This window comes from Dethiosulfovibrio faecalis (genome assembly GCF_021568795.1).
In the GTDB taxonomy this organism is placed as follows: domain Bacteria; phylum Synergistota; class Synergistia; order Synergistales; family Dethiosulfovibrionaceae; genus Dethiosulfovibrio; species Dethiosulfovibrio faecalis.
In genome coordinates this window covers 1-16,084 of the sequence record NZ_JAKGUE010000029.1, presented here as the reverse complement: position 1 = coordinate 16,084, position 16,084 = coordinate 1, and the positions used below count along the sequence as shown (strand labels likewise).

17 protein-coding genes and 3 tRNA genes are annotated in these 16,084 nt (G+C 53.8%); all 20 read right to left on the bottom strand.

The window, feature by feature from the left end; genetic code table 11:
• A partial coding sequence (locus tag L2W58_RS12870; RefSeq protein WP_236103817.1) for a GTP-binding protein occupies nucleotides 1-95 on the bottom strand: 95 nt, incomplete at its 3' end.
• Nucleotides 96-348: 253 nt separating this feature from the next.
• A tRNA-Thr gene (locus tag L2W58_RS12865) sits at nucleotides 349-424 on the bottom strand.
• 16 nt (nucleotides 425-440) lie between these two features.
• Nucleotides 441-526, bottom strand: a tRNA-Tyr gene (locus tag L2W58_RS12860).
• 14 nt (nucleotides 527-540) lie between these two features.
• Nucleotides 541-616, bottom strand: a tRNA-Thr gene (locus L2W58_RS12855).
• 39 nt (nucleotides 617-655) lie between these two features.
• Nucleotides 656-2,038, bottom strand: a complete 1,383-nt coding sequence (locus L2W58_RS12850; protein ID WP_236103816.1) for a TolC family protein — start codon at nucleotides 2,036-2,038, stop codon at nucleotides 656-658.
• Nucleotides 2,039-2,064: 26 nt separating this feature from the next.
• Nucleotides 2,065-3,423 (bottom strand): magnesium transporter, encoded by a 1,359-nt coding sequence (mgtE, locus tag L2W58_RS12845; protein ID WP_236103815.1) that lies wholly within the window; start codon nucleotides 3,421-3,423, stop codon nucleotides 2,065-2,067.
• Nucleotides 3,424-3,603: 180 nt separating this feature from the next.
• Entirely contained in the window at nucleotides 3,604-5,391 is a 1,788-nt protein-coding gene (locus L2W58_RS12840; RefSeq protein ID WP_236103814.1) for a GGDEF domain-containing protein, read from the bottom strand.
• A 123-nt stretch (nucleotides 5,392-5,514) separates the two neighbouring features.
• On the bottom strand, nucleotides 5,515-5,907 hold the full coding sequence (gene rpsI, locus L2W58_RS12835) for a 30S ribosomal protein S9 (RefSeq protein WP_236103813.1): 393 nt from the start codon (nucleotides 5,905-5,907) through the stop codon (nucleotides 5,515-5,517).
• A gap of 25 nt (nucleotides 5,908-5,932) precedes the next feature.
• A complete protein-coding gene (rplM, locus tag L2W58_RS12830; RefSeq protein ID WP_236099730.1) occupies nucleotides 5,933-6,361 on the bottom strand; it encodes a 50S ribosomal protein L13 in 429 nt (142 codons plus the stop codon).
• Nucleotides 6,362-6,587: 226 nt separating this feature from the next.
• A complete protein-coding gene (locus L2W58_RS12825) occupies nucleotides 6,588-7,628 on the bottom strand; it encodes a nicotinate phosphoribosyltransferase (protein ID WP_236103812.1) in 1,041 nt (346 codons plus the stop codon).
• A gap of 11 nt (nucleotides 7,629-7,639) precedes the next feature.
• A complete protein-coding gene (gene secG / locus L2W58_RS12820) occupies nucleotides 7,640-7,864 on the bottom strand; it encodes a preprotein translocase subunit SecG (RefSeq protein ID WP_236103811.1) in 225 nt (74 codons plus the stop codon).
• A gap of 45 nt (nucleotides 7,865-7,909) precedes the next feature.
• Entirely contained in the window at nucleotides 7,910-8,503 is a 594-nt protein-coding gene (gene rdgB / locus L2W58_RS12815) for an RdgB/HAM1 family non-canonical purine NTP pyrophosphatase (RefSeq protein ID WP_236103810.1), read from the bottom strand.
• Nucleotides 8,490-9,263 (bottom strand): ribonuclease PH, encoded by a 774-nt coding sequence (gene rph, locus L2W58_RS12810; protein ID WP_236103809.1) that lies wholly within the window; start codon nucleotides 9,261-9,263, stop codon nucleotides 8,490-8,492. Before rph ends, rdgB begins: the two co-directional genes overlap by 14 nt.
• 29 nt (nucleotides 9,264-9,292) lie before the next feature.
• On the bottom strand, nucleotides 9,293-9,979 hold the full coding sequence (locus L2W58_RS12805; protein WP_236103808.1) for a GerMN domain-containing protein: 687 nt from the start codon (nucleotides 9,977-9,979) through the stop codon (nucleotides 9,293-9,295).
• 15 nt (nucleotides 9,980-9,994) lie between these two features.
• On the bottom strand, nucleotides 9,995-11,518 hold the full coding sequence (locus L2W58_RS12800) for an N-acetylmuramoyl-L-alanine amidase family protein (RefSeq protein WP_236103807.1): 1,524 nt from the start codon (nucleotides 11,516-11,518) through the stop codon (nucleotides 9,995-9,997).
• Entirely contained in the window at nucleotides 11,496-12,854 is a 1,359-nt protein-coding gene (locus L2W58_RS12795) for a TldD/PmbA family protein (RefSeq protein ID WP_236103806.1), read from the bottom strand. Before L2W58_RS12795 ends, L2W58_RS12800 begins: the two co-directional genes overlap by 23 nt.
• Nucleotides 12,851-13,894, bottom strand: coding sequence for a threonine aldolase family protein (locus L2W58_RS12790; protein WP_236103805.1), 1,044 nt, complete (start codon nucleotides 13,892-13,894; stop codon nucleotides 12,851-12,853). Before L2W58_RS12790 ends, L2W58_RS12795 begins: the two co-directional genes overlap by 4 nt.
• 101 nt (nucleotides 13,895-13,995) lie before the next feature.
• Nucleotides 13,996-14,823 carry a PHP domain-containing protein gene (locus L2W58_RS12785; RefSeq protein ID WP_236103804.1) on the bottom strand — a complete coding sequence of 276 codons (828 nt, stop codon included), beginning with the start codon at nucleotides 14,821-14,823 and terminating at the stop codon, nucleotides 13,996-13,998.
• 5 nt (nucleotides 14,824-14,828) lie between these two features.
• Nucleotides 14,829-15,353, bottom strand: a complete 525-nt coding sequence (locus tag L2W58_RS12780; RefSeq protein WP_236103803.1) for a chemotaxis protein CheW — start codon at nucleotides 15,351-15,353, stop codon at nucleotides 14,829-14,831.
• A 38-nt stretch (nucleotides 15,354-15,391) separates the two neighbouring features.
• Nucleotides 15,392-15,916 carry a phosphodiesterase gene (gene yfcE, locus L2W58_RS12775; protein ID WP_236103802.1) on the bottom strand — a complete coding sequence of 175 codons (525 nt, stop codon included), beginning with the start codon at nucleotides 15,914-15,916 and terminating at the stop codon, nucleotides 15,392-15,394.
• Nucleotides 15,917-16,084 lie beyond the last annotated feature (168 nt).

The following is a 16,084-nucleotide window of genomic DNA, read 5'->3' as shown; positions in this document are numbered from 1 at the left end:
ATAGCCGCCGTCAAGGTCGTCTTGCCGTGGTCGATGTGACCGATGGTCCCTATGTTCAGATGCGGTTTTGTCCTTTCAAATTTCTCTTTTGCCATGGTAGTAAGACCTCCCCATTTACTAAGTGCGCCCCTAGCGGGACGTGCTTTATTTTCCATCCAGCATATGAGATTGTACCATACCTTCGAGATTATCCTATACCGTAACGGCCAAAAAAGCCACGGTCTATAGCTGGCCGCAGCCGGTTACGAACGATCCCAATGCGAAAAGATACGATATAACTGACCATGATGTCAAGGGGGGCAGAAAAAACAAGGGGCCCGGACGAAAAATCCGAGCCCCTGGAACCTCTGGAGCCGACTCCCGGACTCGAACCGGGGACCCCATCCTTACCATGGATGTGCTCTACCTACTGAGCTAAGTCGGCATCAAAAAAATCTAAATGGTGGTAGCGGGTGGATTCGAACCACCGTAGGCGAAAGCCGGCAGATTTACAGTCTGCTGCCTTTGACCACTCGGCCACACTACCACGTAATTGGTATCTGGAGCCGGCAACCAGACTCGAACTGGTGACCTGCTGATTACAAATCAGCTGCTCTACCAACTGAGCTACGCCGGCCTGCGACAAGAACGTATTATACAGGGAAATGAGATTATGTCAACTCTTCTCTTCTTCCTCGGTCTCGTCTTTCTGAGTCTCTTCGGTTTTCAGAACAAATTTTTCCGAAGCTCCCATGGCGTACTCCAGGTCGGATCTCGCCGTGTATGTATCGTAGACCGCATCCACCAGCTGAGTCCTAGCGTTTGACAGAGCCACCCTGGCGTCAAGCACGTCGATATTGGTCCCCACGTTGGCGGTATAGCGTTTGAGGGCCATCCTGTAGTCCTCCTCCGCACTGGCCACCTGATCCTGAGCGACCTCTATCCTCTGAAGTGCCGACTCGATATTGAGCTTGCCCGAGGATATCTCCAGCACTATCTGCTTCTTGAGATCCTCTATGGAATAGAGAAGCTCCTGCGCCGAAGCCTTGGCCTGACGTTCCTGAGCAACGCTGGCTCCGCCGTCGTAAAACGCCCATGTGGCGGAAAGGGTCACCTTCCAATCGTCGTTTCCACCGGGAAAAAAGCTATCGTCCACGTTCTGAAGCTGGCCTTGAAGGGCTACCTGAGGCCCTCTGGAACCGGCCGCCGCCCTCGCCAGAGAAAGGGCCGATCTGCGGGAATATTCTAAGGAGGCCAACTCGGGCCTATGAACCATGGCGGAGGCGACGGGATCCTCCGGAACGGATCGATCCGAAACGGATGTCTCGGGCTCGGGAAGGAGGAACTCATCTCTCAAGGTGGTTCCCACCGCTCTCTCCAGAGCTCTCCACCCCACGTCCACGGCGTTCTCCGCCTTTATGACGTTGAGTTTTCCGTCTGAAACGTCCACCTGAACCCTGAGTACCTGATCCTTGGCGACCACACCGTATTTATAGAAAGACTCGACCTGAGAGAGATGCTCCCTTGCCAACTCCAAAGACTCCTGAGCAACGGTCAGCTTGGCTCTGTACCTCTGAAGATCGTAGTAGGCTTTTTTGACGCCGTTCTCCACAGACTGGCCAGTACGAACAGACTGGGCCTCGACACCGGAGAAAGCCAGCTCCCTGGAACGTACCGTGTTGGACACGGAACCGCTGCTGTAGAGAAGCCAATTCAAGGTGAGAGCGGCCTGATAGGCATTCCGATAACCTGCCATGGCGAAATCACCATTGGGAACCCCTGTCGCCCCGCCTATAACGGGATACGTCGTAGCATCCTTGGAGAACTGGGCTGCCAAAGACGCTCCCAGGTGAGGAAGATTGGCGGCCTCCGCCTCGTTTATGCTCTGTCTAGCCTGTTCCTCCCTGGCGGAGGAAGCCATGATGGTGGGATTGTTGTCGTACGCGAGCTGCAACGCCTGATCCACCGTCAGAAGTTCCTGACCCCAGGCCGGGATCGTCACCGCCGTCAGAGCGACAGCCATCAGTCCTAATAATCTGACTCTGTATTTTAAGGACATACGTTCTATCTCCTTTCGCTCAGGGATCAGGTTTTAAGTACCGCCCGAGCTATCTCAAAATATACTATCAATCCGAATACGTCCACTACCGTGGTTATAAACGGGCCGGACATTATCGCAGGATCCAGCTTCAAGGCTCTGGCTATCAGGGGCAATATGGTACCAGCCAGATTCCCCATCAGCACCACGGCGACTATGGCGAAGGTCAAGGTCAACCCCACGCCCAGTCCTGTCCCCAACATATAGGCTCTGGCGAACCCCAACACCGCAAGAGCCCCCCCCAAAAGCAGTCCGGACAGGGTTTCCCTCACGAGTATTCGACCTATATCCTTCCATTCTATATCCCCTACGGTCATCCCTCTGATCATTAGGGTGGAAGCCTGGGTCCCGGCGTTTCCTCCTGTACCTATGAGAAGCGGGATGAAATAAGTCAGGGCAACCACGCTCTGGATGGTGGGAGAGTAATGCTTTAAAACCGTAGATGTAAGGGCCTCGGTCAATATACATACGACCAACCAAAAAAACCGTTTTCTGGCCATGGTGAAGAGATTGACATCCAGATAGCTATCCTCCACCGGCTGTATACCGGCCATCCTTTCGAAGTCCTCTGTGGCCTCCTCCTCCAGGATATCCAGGACGTCGTCGAAGGTAACTATCCCGACCAGACGATCCTCTTTGTCCGTGACCGGTATGGTGTGAAGGTCATACCGGGACATAATCCTGGCAACTTCCTCCTGATCAGAGGTCGTCAGGGTGAAAACCGGATCGTCGTCCATTATGGCCTCCACCTTGGTATGAGACTCTGCCATGATGAGGTCCTCCAGCTCGACGACTCCCTGAAGATGCCTGGCCTCGTCTATGACGAAGCATGTGTAGATGGTTTCCTTTTTTCTGGCTATGGAGCGAATCCTCGTAACCGCTTCCTCGGCGGTCATATTGCCCTTTAGATCTATGAACTCCGGCGTCATTATCCTGCCCGCCGAACAGTCCGGATAGTTGAGAAGCTTGTTAGCCAGCTTCCTCTCCTCAGGAGAAAGCTGAAGCAGGAGCTTTTTCACCGTCTTCGCCGGCAGTTCATCCAAAAGCTCCGTTCTGTCGTCGTCGGACATCTCCTCTATGATCTCCGCCACCTCTTTATCCGTGACGTGTTCGATCAGCCTCTGCTGCTCGTCCGACTCCATGAGCTCGAAGACCTCTATGGCCAGATCCTTCGATAGAAGCCTAAAATAAAACACCATTCGAGCGGGAGACAGATCCTCCAGCCCTTCGGCAATATCGGCAGGCTCCATGGACGACAGCTCTTCCTTGGCTTTAAGGAAAGCACGTTCCTCCAGGAACGACTCTATGAGAGGAAAGTCCTCTTCAAAGCGGTTCTTTCCGGTCATTCAATCGCCTCCTCCAAGACGTCTATCAGGACGTCGACCCCAAAGGCGGCGATCCGACATCAGGGACGTCTCTTGTTATGTATGTGAATCCGTTTCGACGATGGTCCTAAAGGGACCGCTCCCTGATCCATGGTCATCCCCTTCCTCGTAACTGCGTTAGATTTTAAAAACGGATCTGGTCTATGATACCCCTCCGTCTTTTCCACGGTCAACATCGCTGCATATTCGATCTCTTCTGTCTTTAGCCTCGTAAAGCAGACCGTCGACCCTGTTTAAAAGTGTCTCTATAGTGTCACCGGCGTAAAAAGAGGAGATCCCCATGCTGACGGTGATGCTTACTCCATCGAAATCGGTTTCAGAGATCGTTTTGCAGAAAGTCCGGGCCTCCTCTATCGCCTCTTCGATATTCATACCGGGCAAAAGGATGATGAATTCATCTCCTCCGTAACGTCCCTCGAATCCGACACCTCTGCGATCTTTAACCAGTTCTCCGATCCTGGAGAGCACTTTATCGCCGAAAAGATGGCCCATGACATCGTTGACTTCCTTGAACTTATCGAGGTCGAAAAGGATGATTCCGAAGGTTCCACCATCCTCGTAACATCTCGCTATCTCTCGAGCCAGAAGATCCATTATCCTACGACGGTTGAAAATCCCGGTAAGCTCGTCCACGTTGGCCTGGACAAATAGGGTCTCGTTGGCTCGTTTAAGCTCTTCTTCCGCCTTTTTCCTAAGTTCCAATTCACGGCCCAATCTCAGAGAGCCCTCCTTGAGATCGTCGATATTTCTCTTGAGACGTCGGACCATTTTGTTGACGCTTTTCTCCAGTCGCCTAAGCTCCACCATGGCGCCGGTATCTATCCTGTGGTCGAGATCTCCCGAAGCTATGATCTCCATGTCCTCCAGTATGACGTTAACCTGACAGGAGAGATACCTGTATAGAGCGAAGACCCCAAAAACTGACACAGAGAAGGCCACTATGACCGACGCAACGCATTCCCTGAGCTTGAGCGCTATGTCCCTGTGAAGGGATTCCATGGACGAAACCATGAGAAGCACCATGTTGAGATTCTTCCCCGAAGCTGAAACCCTGTTGTTGAAATCGACATAGGTGAATCGAAGAAGGAGATCGTCGGAACTCTTTATGTCTATATCGCTTTCGCTCCTGAAAACCGAGGATATCGTATTTCGGATCAACTCCGAGTCCAGCCCCATTTGATCCAGATGCACCTCGACATCCAGTTTCTCCGCCCCCAGGAAGCGGAAAGACCTATTGATGAAAGCCACGAATTTCAGGTAGGGATCCTCCTCGGAAGCCCTCTTCAACACGGCCTCGAACGAAAATGTATCGTCTCCAAGCTCGTAGCTTCTCTCGCCTGCGACGCCTAAATCCAGAAGATACCTGCCGTCGGAAGTGGGGCAATATCCATATTTGAAGACCTGTTCGGGAGAACTCAACTTACGGCTCCATGGATCGACCATAGGTTCCTTCATCTCGAACATGGCTATGATCTGTTTGTAGAAGGGCGGCCAGTTCTTGAAATCCAAACCTACTGAAGCTCCTCCGATCCCCTTGATCATGACTCCATCTCTATCTATAAGCCCCAGACTTATGGAGGAGACGGGACGTCCCAATACGTAGGAAACGGCCTCTCTTACCTCCCTGAGATCCAGTTTTTCCAGATCCATACCTGAGGAGACGTAGTATTCCCCGTATTTACGAAGAGCCATCTTTATGGAACCGTCTACCACCTGATCTTTCAGGAACAGACCGCTGCTGACTAGCCTAGCTTGCTCTATCAGGTTTTTTTCCTGAATATCGCATACGAAATCGAATCGCTCTCGTCTATATCTGCTGTATTCAACGAAAGACCTGCCGAAATAAAACACTACCGCAACGAGAGACAAGAACGTCGCGGCCAGGAGGAGACGAAAAAGAAAAGAGCCTTTGCGCCTATCGTATCTCATGCCCTCTCCCCTTCCATAATCGTATGAACCTATACCGATCAAGTTTATCACTACACCGAAGGGAAGCTCAAGATAAAAAAAGGAGCCGATGAAAATCGGCTCCACAGAGATCTGATTCGTAATTTAACGCTTGGAGAACTGGTACTTCGCGCGGGCACCCTTCTGGCCATACTTTTTACGCTCGACCATACGGGAGTCCCTGCAGAGCATACCGGCTTTCTTGAGAATGGGCCTAAGCTCGGGATTCATCTTTATGAGGGCTCTCGCAATACCGAGCCTCACAGCTCCGGCCTGACCGGTCAAACCGCCGCCGTGAGCGTTGACGAAAACGTCCACTTTACCCTCGATACCCGCCGTTTTTAGGGGCTCGAGAGCCTGAGCCATCCAACAGAGTCTGGGGAAGTATTCTTTCACCTCTCTGTCGTTTATCTTGACGGTTCCCTCGCCGGAAGCGATACGAACCCTAGCGATGGCGTTCTTACGCCTACCGGTTCCCCAGGTGAATGAAGTCTGCATATTCAATCTCCCTCCATATCACAAACTAAACTTCCATCTCCGCGGGCTTCTGAGCCGCGTGGGGATGATTGGGTCCGGCATACACCTTGAGCTTGCGGCTCAACTGAAGCTTGTTCCTCGGGACCATGCCCTTGACCACTTTCTCGATCAGGCGCTCCGGATGCTTCGCAAGAATCTCGCCATAGGTGGTCTCCTTGAGACCGCCGGGATAACCGGAATGACGATAGACTTTTTTATCGACCTTACGTCCTGTAAGTTTCACCTTTTCGGCGTTTACGACTATCACGAAATCGCCGGTGTCGACGTGAGGCGTATAGGTGGGCTTGTGCTTGCCCATGAGAACCATGGCTATTTGGGCGGCAAGACGTCCGAGAGGTTTATCGGTGGCGTCTACGACGTACCAGCCACGCTGGAAGGCGCCCTTTTTTGCCATGAAGGTGCGGTGGTCGCTCATTACCAACACTCTCCTTATAGTTGTAGATATCCTGTTTAACTTATCGGATTTTATGTTTCGTCATTCCTCTTCCAAGAGAATCGCTCAGGGTTCTGGGGAACCACGTCGATAACGGGTCGATGGTCTATCTCAGGGGGGCTGTGGCGGCCCTATCGTTACCCGACCTCGAAGGCGTTCTTTCGGAGGGAAAACTTAATCTGTCAAATTGACCTTTTTAGTCTGAGGCTTATAGAACTCTCTTGAGTCTGGGGCTATTCATTATACCAGGAAGTCGGCCTCTTTTGGCGATGGGAACCCCGTCTACCTCTTTGATGTCCATTGTCATGTCCATCGGAGAGGGATTGGAGATATAGCTCCCCACCCCGAAAGAATCCACCCCCGCCTTGGAGAGAACCCTTATCCTGTCCGGATTGAGCCCACCGGAGGCAACTATGGATACGTCGGGAAATCCCGCCTTGTCCAGCCTCCATCTGAGCTCTTTTACGAGCTCAGGAGTGACTCCGCCTCTCTCTCCCGGGGTATCCAGACGGACCCCGGAAAGACGCCCTTCAAGAGCCTTCGCGACCCTCAGAGCTTCCTCTGTCTCGTCCTTAAATGTGTCGACCAATACGAGCCTCGGTTCCTCGGAAGAAAGGGTTCCATCGTACAGTTTCGCCAACTTAACGGTATCTCCCGCTATGAGTATGGCAGCGTGGGGCACGGTTCCGGAGGGCTCCATACCGGCCAGCTTGGCTCCCAGTATGCAGCTGGCTGCCTTACAGCCCCCTACAGTGACCGCAACCTTCTCCATCACAGGAGCAACTGCCGGGTGGACGTGCCTGGCTCCAAAACAGAGCACCGGCTTTCCCTCGGCGGCATCGACGCATTCCCTGGCTGCGGTCGCCCAGGCAGTGGAGCTAGCCAACATCCCTAGATAAACCGTCTCCAACATCCCGAAGGAACCATAGGAACCGTGAACCCTCACGAGGACCTCACGAGAGTCGAAGGCATCCCCCTCTTGAAGTGAGTAGATCTCCAGGTCCTGCCCCTCCAGAAGCCGCAGCATCTCCGAAAGCCCGGCGAAGATACCGGGTTTTCTGGTAAAGATCTCCGCGACAACCGGGGTGTCCAACATTCCTCCAGCCGCAAGGACATCTCTGGTTTTGACGAAGTAGATGTCAGTGGTCTCTCCCTTTAGTATCTCCTCGTGGGTCGCGCTGGCCAATCTATCCCTGTTCACGGAAAGACCGGCTACGTCCCGGAGCCGGGATATGCCCCGATCGCCCATATCCCGTGGACCTAGAGTATAACCAAAGCGACCGAGGTCACCATGAAGAGAGTGGTGACGACCACGGTTATTTTAGTCAATCCGGTGAAACGTTGCCACTGGTTGGATCCCATGTCGGCCTGACTGCCGCCTCCGAAGATCCCGCCGAATCCGCCCTGTTTCCTATGCTGCATCAGAACGACCGCCATAAGCACAAGGCAGAGTAATATGTGGACGATAGCCAATGTGGTTTTCATCCTCTGCACCTCCCGATAGGTTGAAAATCCCAGGTCATAGCCGGGTTATTGTACCATATTTTCGCCCGAAGCAAGCCACTTTAAAAAACTCGCACTCGCTTTGGCTCTATGAGATATGCGAGCCTTTATCGACGGGTCCAGCTCGCCGAAGGTCATATCGTAACCTTCCGGAACGAATATGGGATCGTAGCCGAAACCGTTGGCCCCCCTGGGTTCCTGGGCAACGATGCCGTAACAGTGCCCCTCCACCGACCATAGTTTACCGTCTGGGAAGGCCAAGACTAAAGCGGCAGTGTATCTGGCGCCTCTGTCGGTTTTGCCCTGAAGAGACTCCAAGAGCCAGTTACGACAGCCTTCGTCGTCCGAGGCTACCCTGGCGGAATATATGCCTGGCCTCCCGTCAAGGGCGTTCACCTCTATGCCGCTGTCGTCGGCAAGAGCGGGAAACCCGGTTTCCTCAGCCCACGATCTGGCCTTCAACGAGGCGTTTTCCAGAAAGGAAGACCCCGTCTCCTCGACGTCAAGCGACGAAATGTCCCTTCCGAAAAGCAACTCGACTCCGAGAGGAGCTAGAAGATCTCGAAACTCCTCGAACTTATGTCTGTTGCCGCTGGCTATTACTATCCTACGAAGACGCAATCGCTTCCATCTCCTCTCCGTCCATCTCCAAAGCCCTCTCCTGAAGGGCTATCAGCTCTTCCACCGATTTAGACGCCAAGTCCAGCATACCGTTCATCTCATCCCGAGAAAAAGTATCCTTCTCGCCGGTGCCCTGTATCTCTATAAGACGTCCTAGACCGTCCATGACGACGTTCATGTCGACCTCGGCACGACTATCCTCGTCGTAACACAGATCGGTCAGAAGTTTACCGGAGATCTTCCCTACGCTTACGGCAGCCACGTAGGACCTGAGAGGAATCGAGTTCAGCTTGCCGCTTCTCCACAGATAACGCAGAGCGTCCACCAAGGCCACGAATCCTCCGGTCACGGCAGCGGATCTCGTCCCTCCGTCGGCCTGGAGGACGTCGCAATCTATCCAGATGGTCCTCTCCCCCAGCGACTCCATATCTACGGCGGCCCTCAGGGACCGGCCCACCAGTCTCTGGATCTCACTGCTTCTGCCGTTCAACTTTCCCCTGGAGATATCCCGTGACACTCGAGTGGAGGTCGATCTTGGTAACAGAGAGTATTCCGCCGTGACCCATCCCCTATCGGACCCCCTTAAAAAAGGGGGAACCTTTTCCTCTACCGAAGCGGTACACAGCACCTTTGTCTTTCCGAAAGAGACAAGGCAGGACCCCTCGGCGTAACAGGAGAAACCTCTCTGGAAGGAGACCTCCCTCATATCGTAGCCGGATCTGCCATCCATCCTACTTTCCACAACGCAGTTCTTCGCCATCCTTAAAGCCCCTCGATCACCTTACGAAATCAACCCTTCCGTCTGAGCTCCCACGGCATAGACAATGGGACCTCTCCAGCGGATTTCTCGATTTTACCCTCCACCATGAACTGAACTCTCGTCACAGGCATGAAATTCTCTACCACCGAGCGGACTATGCCGGTCATGAGCAGGTTTCCCTCAGAGACGGACATCTTGGAAAGAGCCACCTTAAACAGATCGTTGAAATCCATGAAAAGAGTCTCCCCATCCCGGAAGACATGAAGCAACCCCACGTCCGAGGCCAACACTTTTTTCTCGACCAGTCCCTCCAAGAGAGCGTTTACGACCTTCGAAAGGTCATCCTCCATTAGTCCGGACACTATCTTGACCTCTCTCTTAACCAATCCGCCCTTGCCGTCCGGTACATATATGGGGAAAGCCACGTGGCGCCCCATGTCTACCAGGGTCTGAACACCATCTCCGGAGGATGAATCCAACAGCTGCTCCGCCTGTTCCTTGGAGGCCACCACATCGGGCTGACCTCCCATTCCCCGACCATCCAGATAGTTCAGGAGCCACCCCGAGGATAGATACCCCATACAGAAGAATATGGAAGCGACGGCCCCCCAGGCTATCAGACGAATTACCCATTTCACGATTCCACCGGAGTTTTCTCGATCCCTATCCAGTCGGCTCCTTCGATTAGAGCGGCGAACTCTATCGTCGTCTCTCATAAAACCGCCCCCTTTTCATTTCAGATATGCCGCTATTCCTTTAGCCAGGGCCTTGGCCAACTTTTCCTGGTAGGAGGGATTGGCCAGAAGCTTGGCTTCCGATTTTTCCGAGATAAACCCCGTTTCTACCAACACGGCAGGCATAGCCGCCCCTCTGAGAACGTAGAAAGGAGCCTGCGCGACCCGTCTCATCGGTAACCCTCCGTTTTTACCCGAGGAGAAAAGAGCCTCGGCGAAGCTGGTGCTCTCCTGAATCTTGTTATTCTGCTGCATATCGCCGAGAATGCTCAGCAAAATATCGGTCTTGTCTCCTCCGTTACCGTTTGATCCATTGGCGATCTCCGCATTTTCTATCTTTGCCAGGGCCATTGCGTCTTTATCGGTAGGCAAAGCCATGATATATATCTCAACACCCTTGGCATGACGGCCCTTGGGCAGAGCGTTCAGATGCACGCTGACAAAGGCGTCGGCATCCCATCGATTAGCAAGGGTGGTCCTGGTGTTGAGCTTCAGATATCTGTCATCATCCCTTGTCAACCTGGCATCCATTCCCAAAGCCCTGACGTGGGAGGCCAGTCTCTTCGCTATCTGAAGGGCAACGATCTTTTCTCTGTAGCCGTTGGCTACTGCGCCTGGATCCTTCCCTCCGTGTCCCGCGTCTATTACCACCAGGGGTTTCCCCTTACGGGCCGGCTTTTTGTGGGAAATCGGAGCCGGTTTCGGACTGGCCGGAACCGGTTTTTCCGGTGCCACCGAGGAGGAGGGGCGCATGAAATCGATCACCAGACGCCTGGGAGACTCCAACTCGAAGGACTTACTGACCCATCCGGAGGCGACGGCGGACAGACGCCATCGTCCTTTGGAACTGACTGTTTTCACCGATACTGAAGGGTCGGGAGAGACAGTCGCTATTCTGCCGTCGGTCTCGAGCTCTACCCCTCCAGGAATTTCTCTATAGCTGAGTTTTCCAGAATACTCCAAGACCATCCTGACCCGATCCTCGTGGTTCCCCCACCTCACGGAGATGTTCCCCACGGAACCACTTCCACCGAACGGACGGGGCTCCGGCTCAACTGGTTTTACCGACACAGGCAGGGGCTCTTCGGACGGAGTGGAACCGCCGTTCCCGACGCCGTTCCATTTAAGCCGCACCTTCTCCCCTGATTTGGTCAGGAGCTTTTCCATAACCAAAAGAGCCGACTCTGAATCCATCCACCATCTTTGGTCGGCCAGAAAAGCCTTTCGACGAAGTGGTATTATCTCGTATCCCAGCCAGACGGCGGCGGCGTTCGGAACCACCTGGATACTGGCCGAGCCCTTTCTGACGAGCAGGCCGTCGTTGAGGGTCTTGGGATAACATTCCAGTTGGCGAGCCATCTCTCCTATGGACACGAACACGTCGGCCCCCTGCTCTCTGACGGGGATATCTCCCACGGGTTTTCCGTTTTCGGAGAGCATCCATCCGGCCCAGGCGTTCCCAGCCAAAAGGAAGACGCAAAGGACCGTGATCAGTATTTTAGGACCCAGCCAACGTGACATCTCTGACCACCAGAGAAGGAGAACCTACGTCTCCGAAAAAGGTAAGGTCCTTCCCTACCGCGGATACCTTCATCAAAAGATCGATAAGATTGCCCGCTACAGTTACCCCCGAGACGGGGCCCTGCAGCCCCCCCGACTCTATGGCCGTGCCCTTCGCTCCGAGGGAGAAATCCCCCGTCACGGAGTTGACCGTATGAAGTCCCATGAGTTCGGAAACGTAGAGTCCCTTCGAGACCATGGAGATCAAGGAGGAGGGAGCAGAAAGATCCGGCTCCAGATACATGTTCGATAAATCCACATCCGGAACGGTAGCCACCCCTCGGAAACCGTTCCCTGTGGAGGAAACTCCCGCTTTCTTGGCGTATTCCAGACTGTAGAGAAAGGACTCCAACCGTCCCTGCCTCAAGAGCGAGGTTTTTCCGCATGGAACACCCTCTCCATCCGCCGCGGACGATCCAATACCCCTTACGAGCCTTCCGTCGTCCACCAGATTGAGGCAGGAGGCTCCCACCTTGGATCCGAGTCGATCTCTCAAGAGAGATCGACTCTTCTGTACCGACGAAGCGAAAAAAATATCCGACATGGCATACAGAAGGGAAGAGGCTGCATCGGGAGACAGCACGAGATCGTACACCCCCGTCGGAAGAGGCTTTCCCCCAAGGGTGCGAATCGATTCAGCGACAGCACGATCGGCTATATGCAGATGATCCAGATCCTCAAGGTGCCTCCTCTCGTCTCCGAAACCGCCCATCTCCATCGAATCTCCGTCCTCCGTCACGAGGGACATACCGGCGGACACGAGGGTTCCCCTATGCCACCTAGAGACACCGAAGGAATTGGCGTAGAAGGATTCGCCGTATCCGTCACTCCATGACGAACTACGGATCGACAGGATCCTTCCATCTACATCGGAAGCCCTGTTATGCATCTCCAGGCACCTCTGAAGACGATCGTCCCTGGCAAGACAGGGAATTTCCTCGTCCCATAGATCCAGATCGGACTCGTCAAAATCAAGCTGTTCCCTGGACATATCCACCGAATCGTTGGGTTCTCCCAGGAAGCAGTTGGATAGAGCCCACGAGACCATCTGGGATATACCGTCGGGATCAAAGGAGTTCACGCTGGCAAGCCCCTGGGCACCTCTCGAATCCACCACCCTGAGGCCGATGCCTCCGGATTGAGAACTCCTGACGTTCTCCACCGTTCCATCCTTGAGAGAGACGGAACGGGAGACCGAATCGCCGTAGACAACGTCCGCCATGGCGGCTCCGCCTTCGAGAGCCCTCTCCACGACGGAAAAAACGATCCTCTCTACTTCCTCCCTCTTCAGGCTCAAGAGTTATTAACCTCCTCCAGAATTGCCTCCACACCACGACGGAGATCCTTTTCGTCCATGTCAAGATGGGTGACCAGCCTTATCCGCCTTGGCTCCATCGCATTGAGAAGGACGCCTTTCTCAAGACATCTTCGGGAAAGTTCTTCGCTATCCGGGCCGGATTCAGGGAGGTGAAAATATATCATGTTAGTCGCTCTGGTCCCCTCAGGCACGAGCTCTACCATAAGACCGGCGGAAGATAGAAGATCCGCCGCTATCGAGGCGTTCTCGTGATCCTTTACGAGGCGATCGACGTTTTTCCTCAAAGCAAAGATCCCTGCGGCGGCCATGAAACCTGCCTGTCGAAGCTCTCCGCCCACCATCTTCCTTGCGAACTTAGCCCTCGAGACAAACTCCTCCGATCCGCAAAGCATAGCGCCCATAGGAGCTCCCAATCCCTTGGAAAGACAGAACTGGACCGAATCGACCGATGAGGTATACTCCTTCACGTTCACGTCCCACGCCGCTGCCGCGTTGAAGATTCTCGCCCCGTCGAGATGGACCGCGAGTCCCATATCACGGCCCATCTCGACGGTCTTCTGGAACTCTATCGGGGAAACCGCAAGACCGCCTCTGTCGTTATGGGTGTTCTCCAGACACAGAAGGGACGGCTGGGCAAAATGGACGTTTCTGATCGGACATGCGTCTTTGACGCTATCCGGAGAGGGAACACCGGCTTCATCGTCCAGCACGTAAGGCAGCACCCCGGTTATGGCCGAAAAACCGCCGCCTTCATATCTGTAAATATGGGCCTTGTCGCCTACCAGGACAGCCTCTCCCCTCCTACAATGGGTCATGGTGGACACGATATTGCCCATTATCCCGGAGGACATGAACAAAGCGGCCTCCTGTCCTACGAGTTCCGCAGCCAAAGTCTCCAATTCGTTGATCGACGGATCGTCGTCGTACCCGGCATCTCCGACCGGCGCCTCGAAGATGGCTTTTCGCATCTCACCGCCGGGACAGGTTACCGTATCGCTTCTAAAATCGACGATTTTCATCTGTGATCCTCCCTCTAGGACATTATCTCTCGGTCCCCTATGATAGCATAGAGAAAGGGGAAGGCGACGGCCCTCCCCTTTTTATACAGCCGAGAACTGATTTAAAGCGAGATTCCGAGGCGTGCCCAAGGAAGAAAATCTTCGGCCACGGGAATGCCCATGGATACGCCTACTCGATTGGATCCGTGGAAATCGGAACCGGCGGTACAGTGCAATTCAAGCTCGGAGGCTAACCTCATGTAGTTGAATATCTGCTCCGAATTATGATGTCTGGAGATGCACTCGAGCCCCCACAGTCCCAGGGCCTTCAGATCCTTCAATATAGACCTCAACTCCACCGGATCCTGAGATGTCTGTATGGGATGGGCCAGACAAGCCACTCCACCGGCTTTTTTTATCAAGGAGATGCACATATCGGGAGAAAGCCTCTTCCGGGAGACGTAACCGGGCATCCCCCTTTTGAGATAGCGCTGGAAACACTCGGAGATGGAAGACGCATAACCCTTTTTTATCATGGCCTTAGCCACGTGGGGCCTCGCGACGACGTTACCGTGGGTCTCGGAAAGGACATCGTCCAAAGTAATCTCCACCCCGACGTCGTGAAGCCTGTCGATGATCTCCAGGTTGCGTCTCTCTCTATGTTCCCTCAGATCCTGCAGTACCTCCATCAGCTCGGGGAAGGCGAGGTCGAAACCGTATCCCAATATATGCATTGTGGTAGGATAATCGGCAGACAGCTCCACACCGGAGAGCGCCTTTACCCCCAGCCTGCGACATTCCCTCATAAAAACGGGAACCCCATCGACTGTATCGTGATCCGTAAGACTTACAACCGAAATACCGGATCTATGGGCCAATTTAGCGAGCTTATCCGGAGAAACCGTCCCGTCCGAACAGCTGCTATGGGTATGAAGGTCGACGAGGATCATAAAAGCTATCCCCTACCTTCGTCCTCTACAAGGCCCTCTATCTGAAAAAGAGCGGGAAGATCCAGGAGAACTATCAGACGACCGTCCTCCATTTTTGCTACACCCCTCATAAACTCCTGATCCACGGCGGAGTCGAGATCGGAAACCTGCTCGATCTGGGACTCATATATCGTGTTGACCTCTTTGACGTCGTCGACCAATATGCCGAACAGAACGTCCGAATATTCCACCACTATTATCCTGGACTCGGATGTTTCCTCGTTGGAGCCTCCGCCGATACGCATGGATATATCCAAAACCGGCACGATGGTCCCTCTGAGGTTGATGACTCCCTTGATGTGAGGCGGCGCGTTAGGGACTCTGGTGATGATGGGAGGGACCCTGACTATCTCTCTGATATCCTGGACGTCAAGACCGAAGTTCTCCTCGTTCAATCCGAAAACCAGGATTATCTTTTCTTCCCCTTTATTCATACCCTCTGCGTACATATCCGCTTCGTTGATCTTCTGTCTCTCCTGAGTTGGGCTCATTTAACAGGACCTCCTCTGACAACCTATATAGATCCATATTACCATCTTTCCCTGTGCAGCTGTAAACCCTCCAGCGTGACGATCTCTATATCGTCCTCGCTCACGATCGCAAAACTTGCAGGATCCCTTCTTCTCGGGGCGCTAGCCGATCCGGGGTTGAGGTAAACCACACCGTCCTCTCTGACCAGAGAGGCAACGTGGGTATGTCCCGTCACCACCAGAGCGGGCCGACATCTCCTGGAGAGATCTATCAGCCCGGAAAATCGATGTCCGTGTCCCGCGAGGATGAATCGCCCCCTCCAAAACAGCGACAGGTAAGGAGACGAGATCGGCCACACCAGAAAATCCTGATCGCAATCCCTGTCGCAGTTTCCACGAGAGATCATGACGGGAACCTGCGAAAGGTTCATCTCCTCTGCGAGATGGCGACTGGCCAAGGTCTCGGGATGGGTCAGGATATCGCCGCAATGCAGCACCAACTCCACATCTCCCCACAGAGACGAGGCTTTCTGCCAAGAGTGAAGGTCACCGTGGGTATCCGATATTATGCCTATCTTGGCCATCTGCGTCCACCTCCTTATCCGTATTATTTTAACGGAAGAAAGCCCATCTAGGAAGCATGATAACGCATCCAGCCCCGACCATCGAAGGATGATCGGGGCTGGGAGTAGAAAAAATAGAAAAGACTCTTGGCAGCGACCTACTCTCCCACGAAGCGAATCGCAGTACCA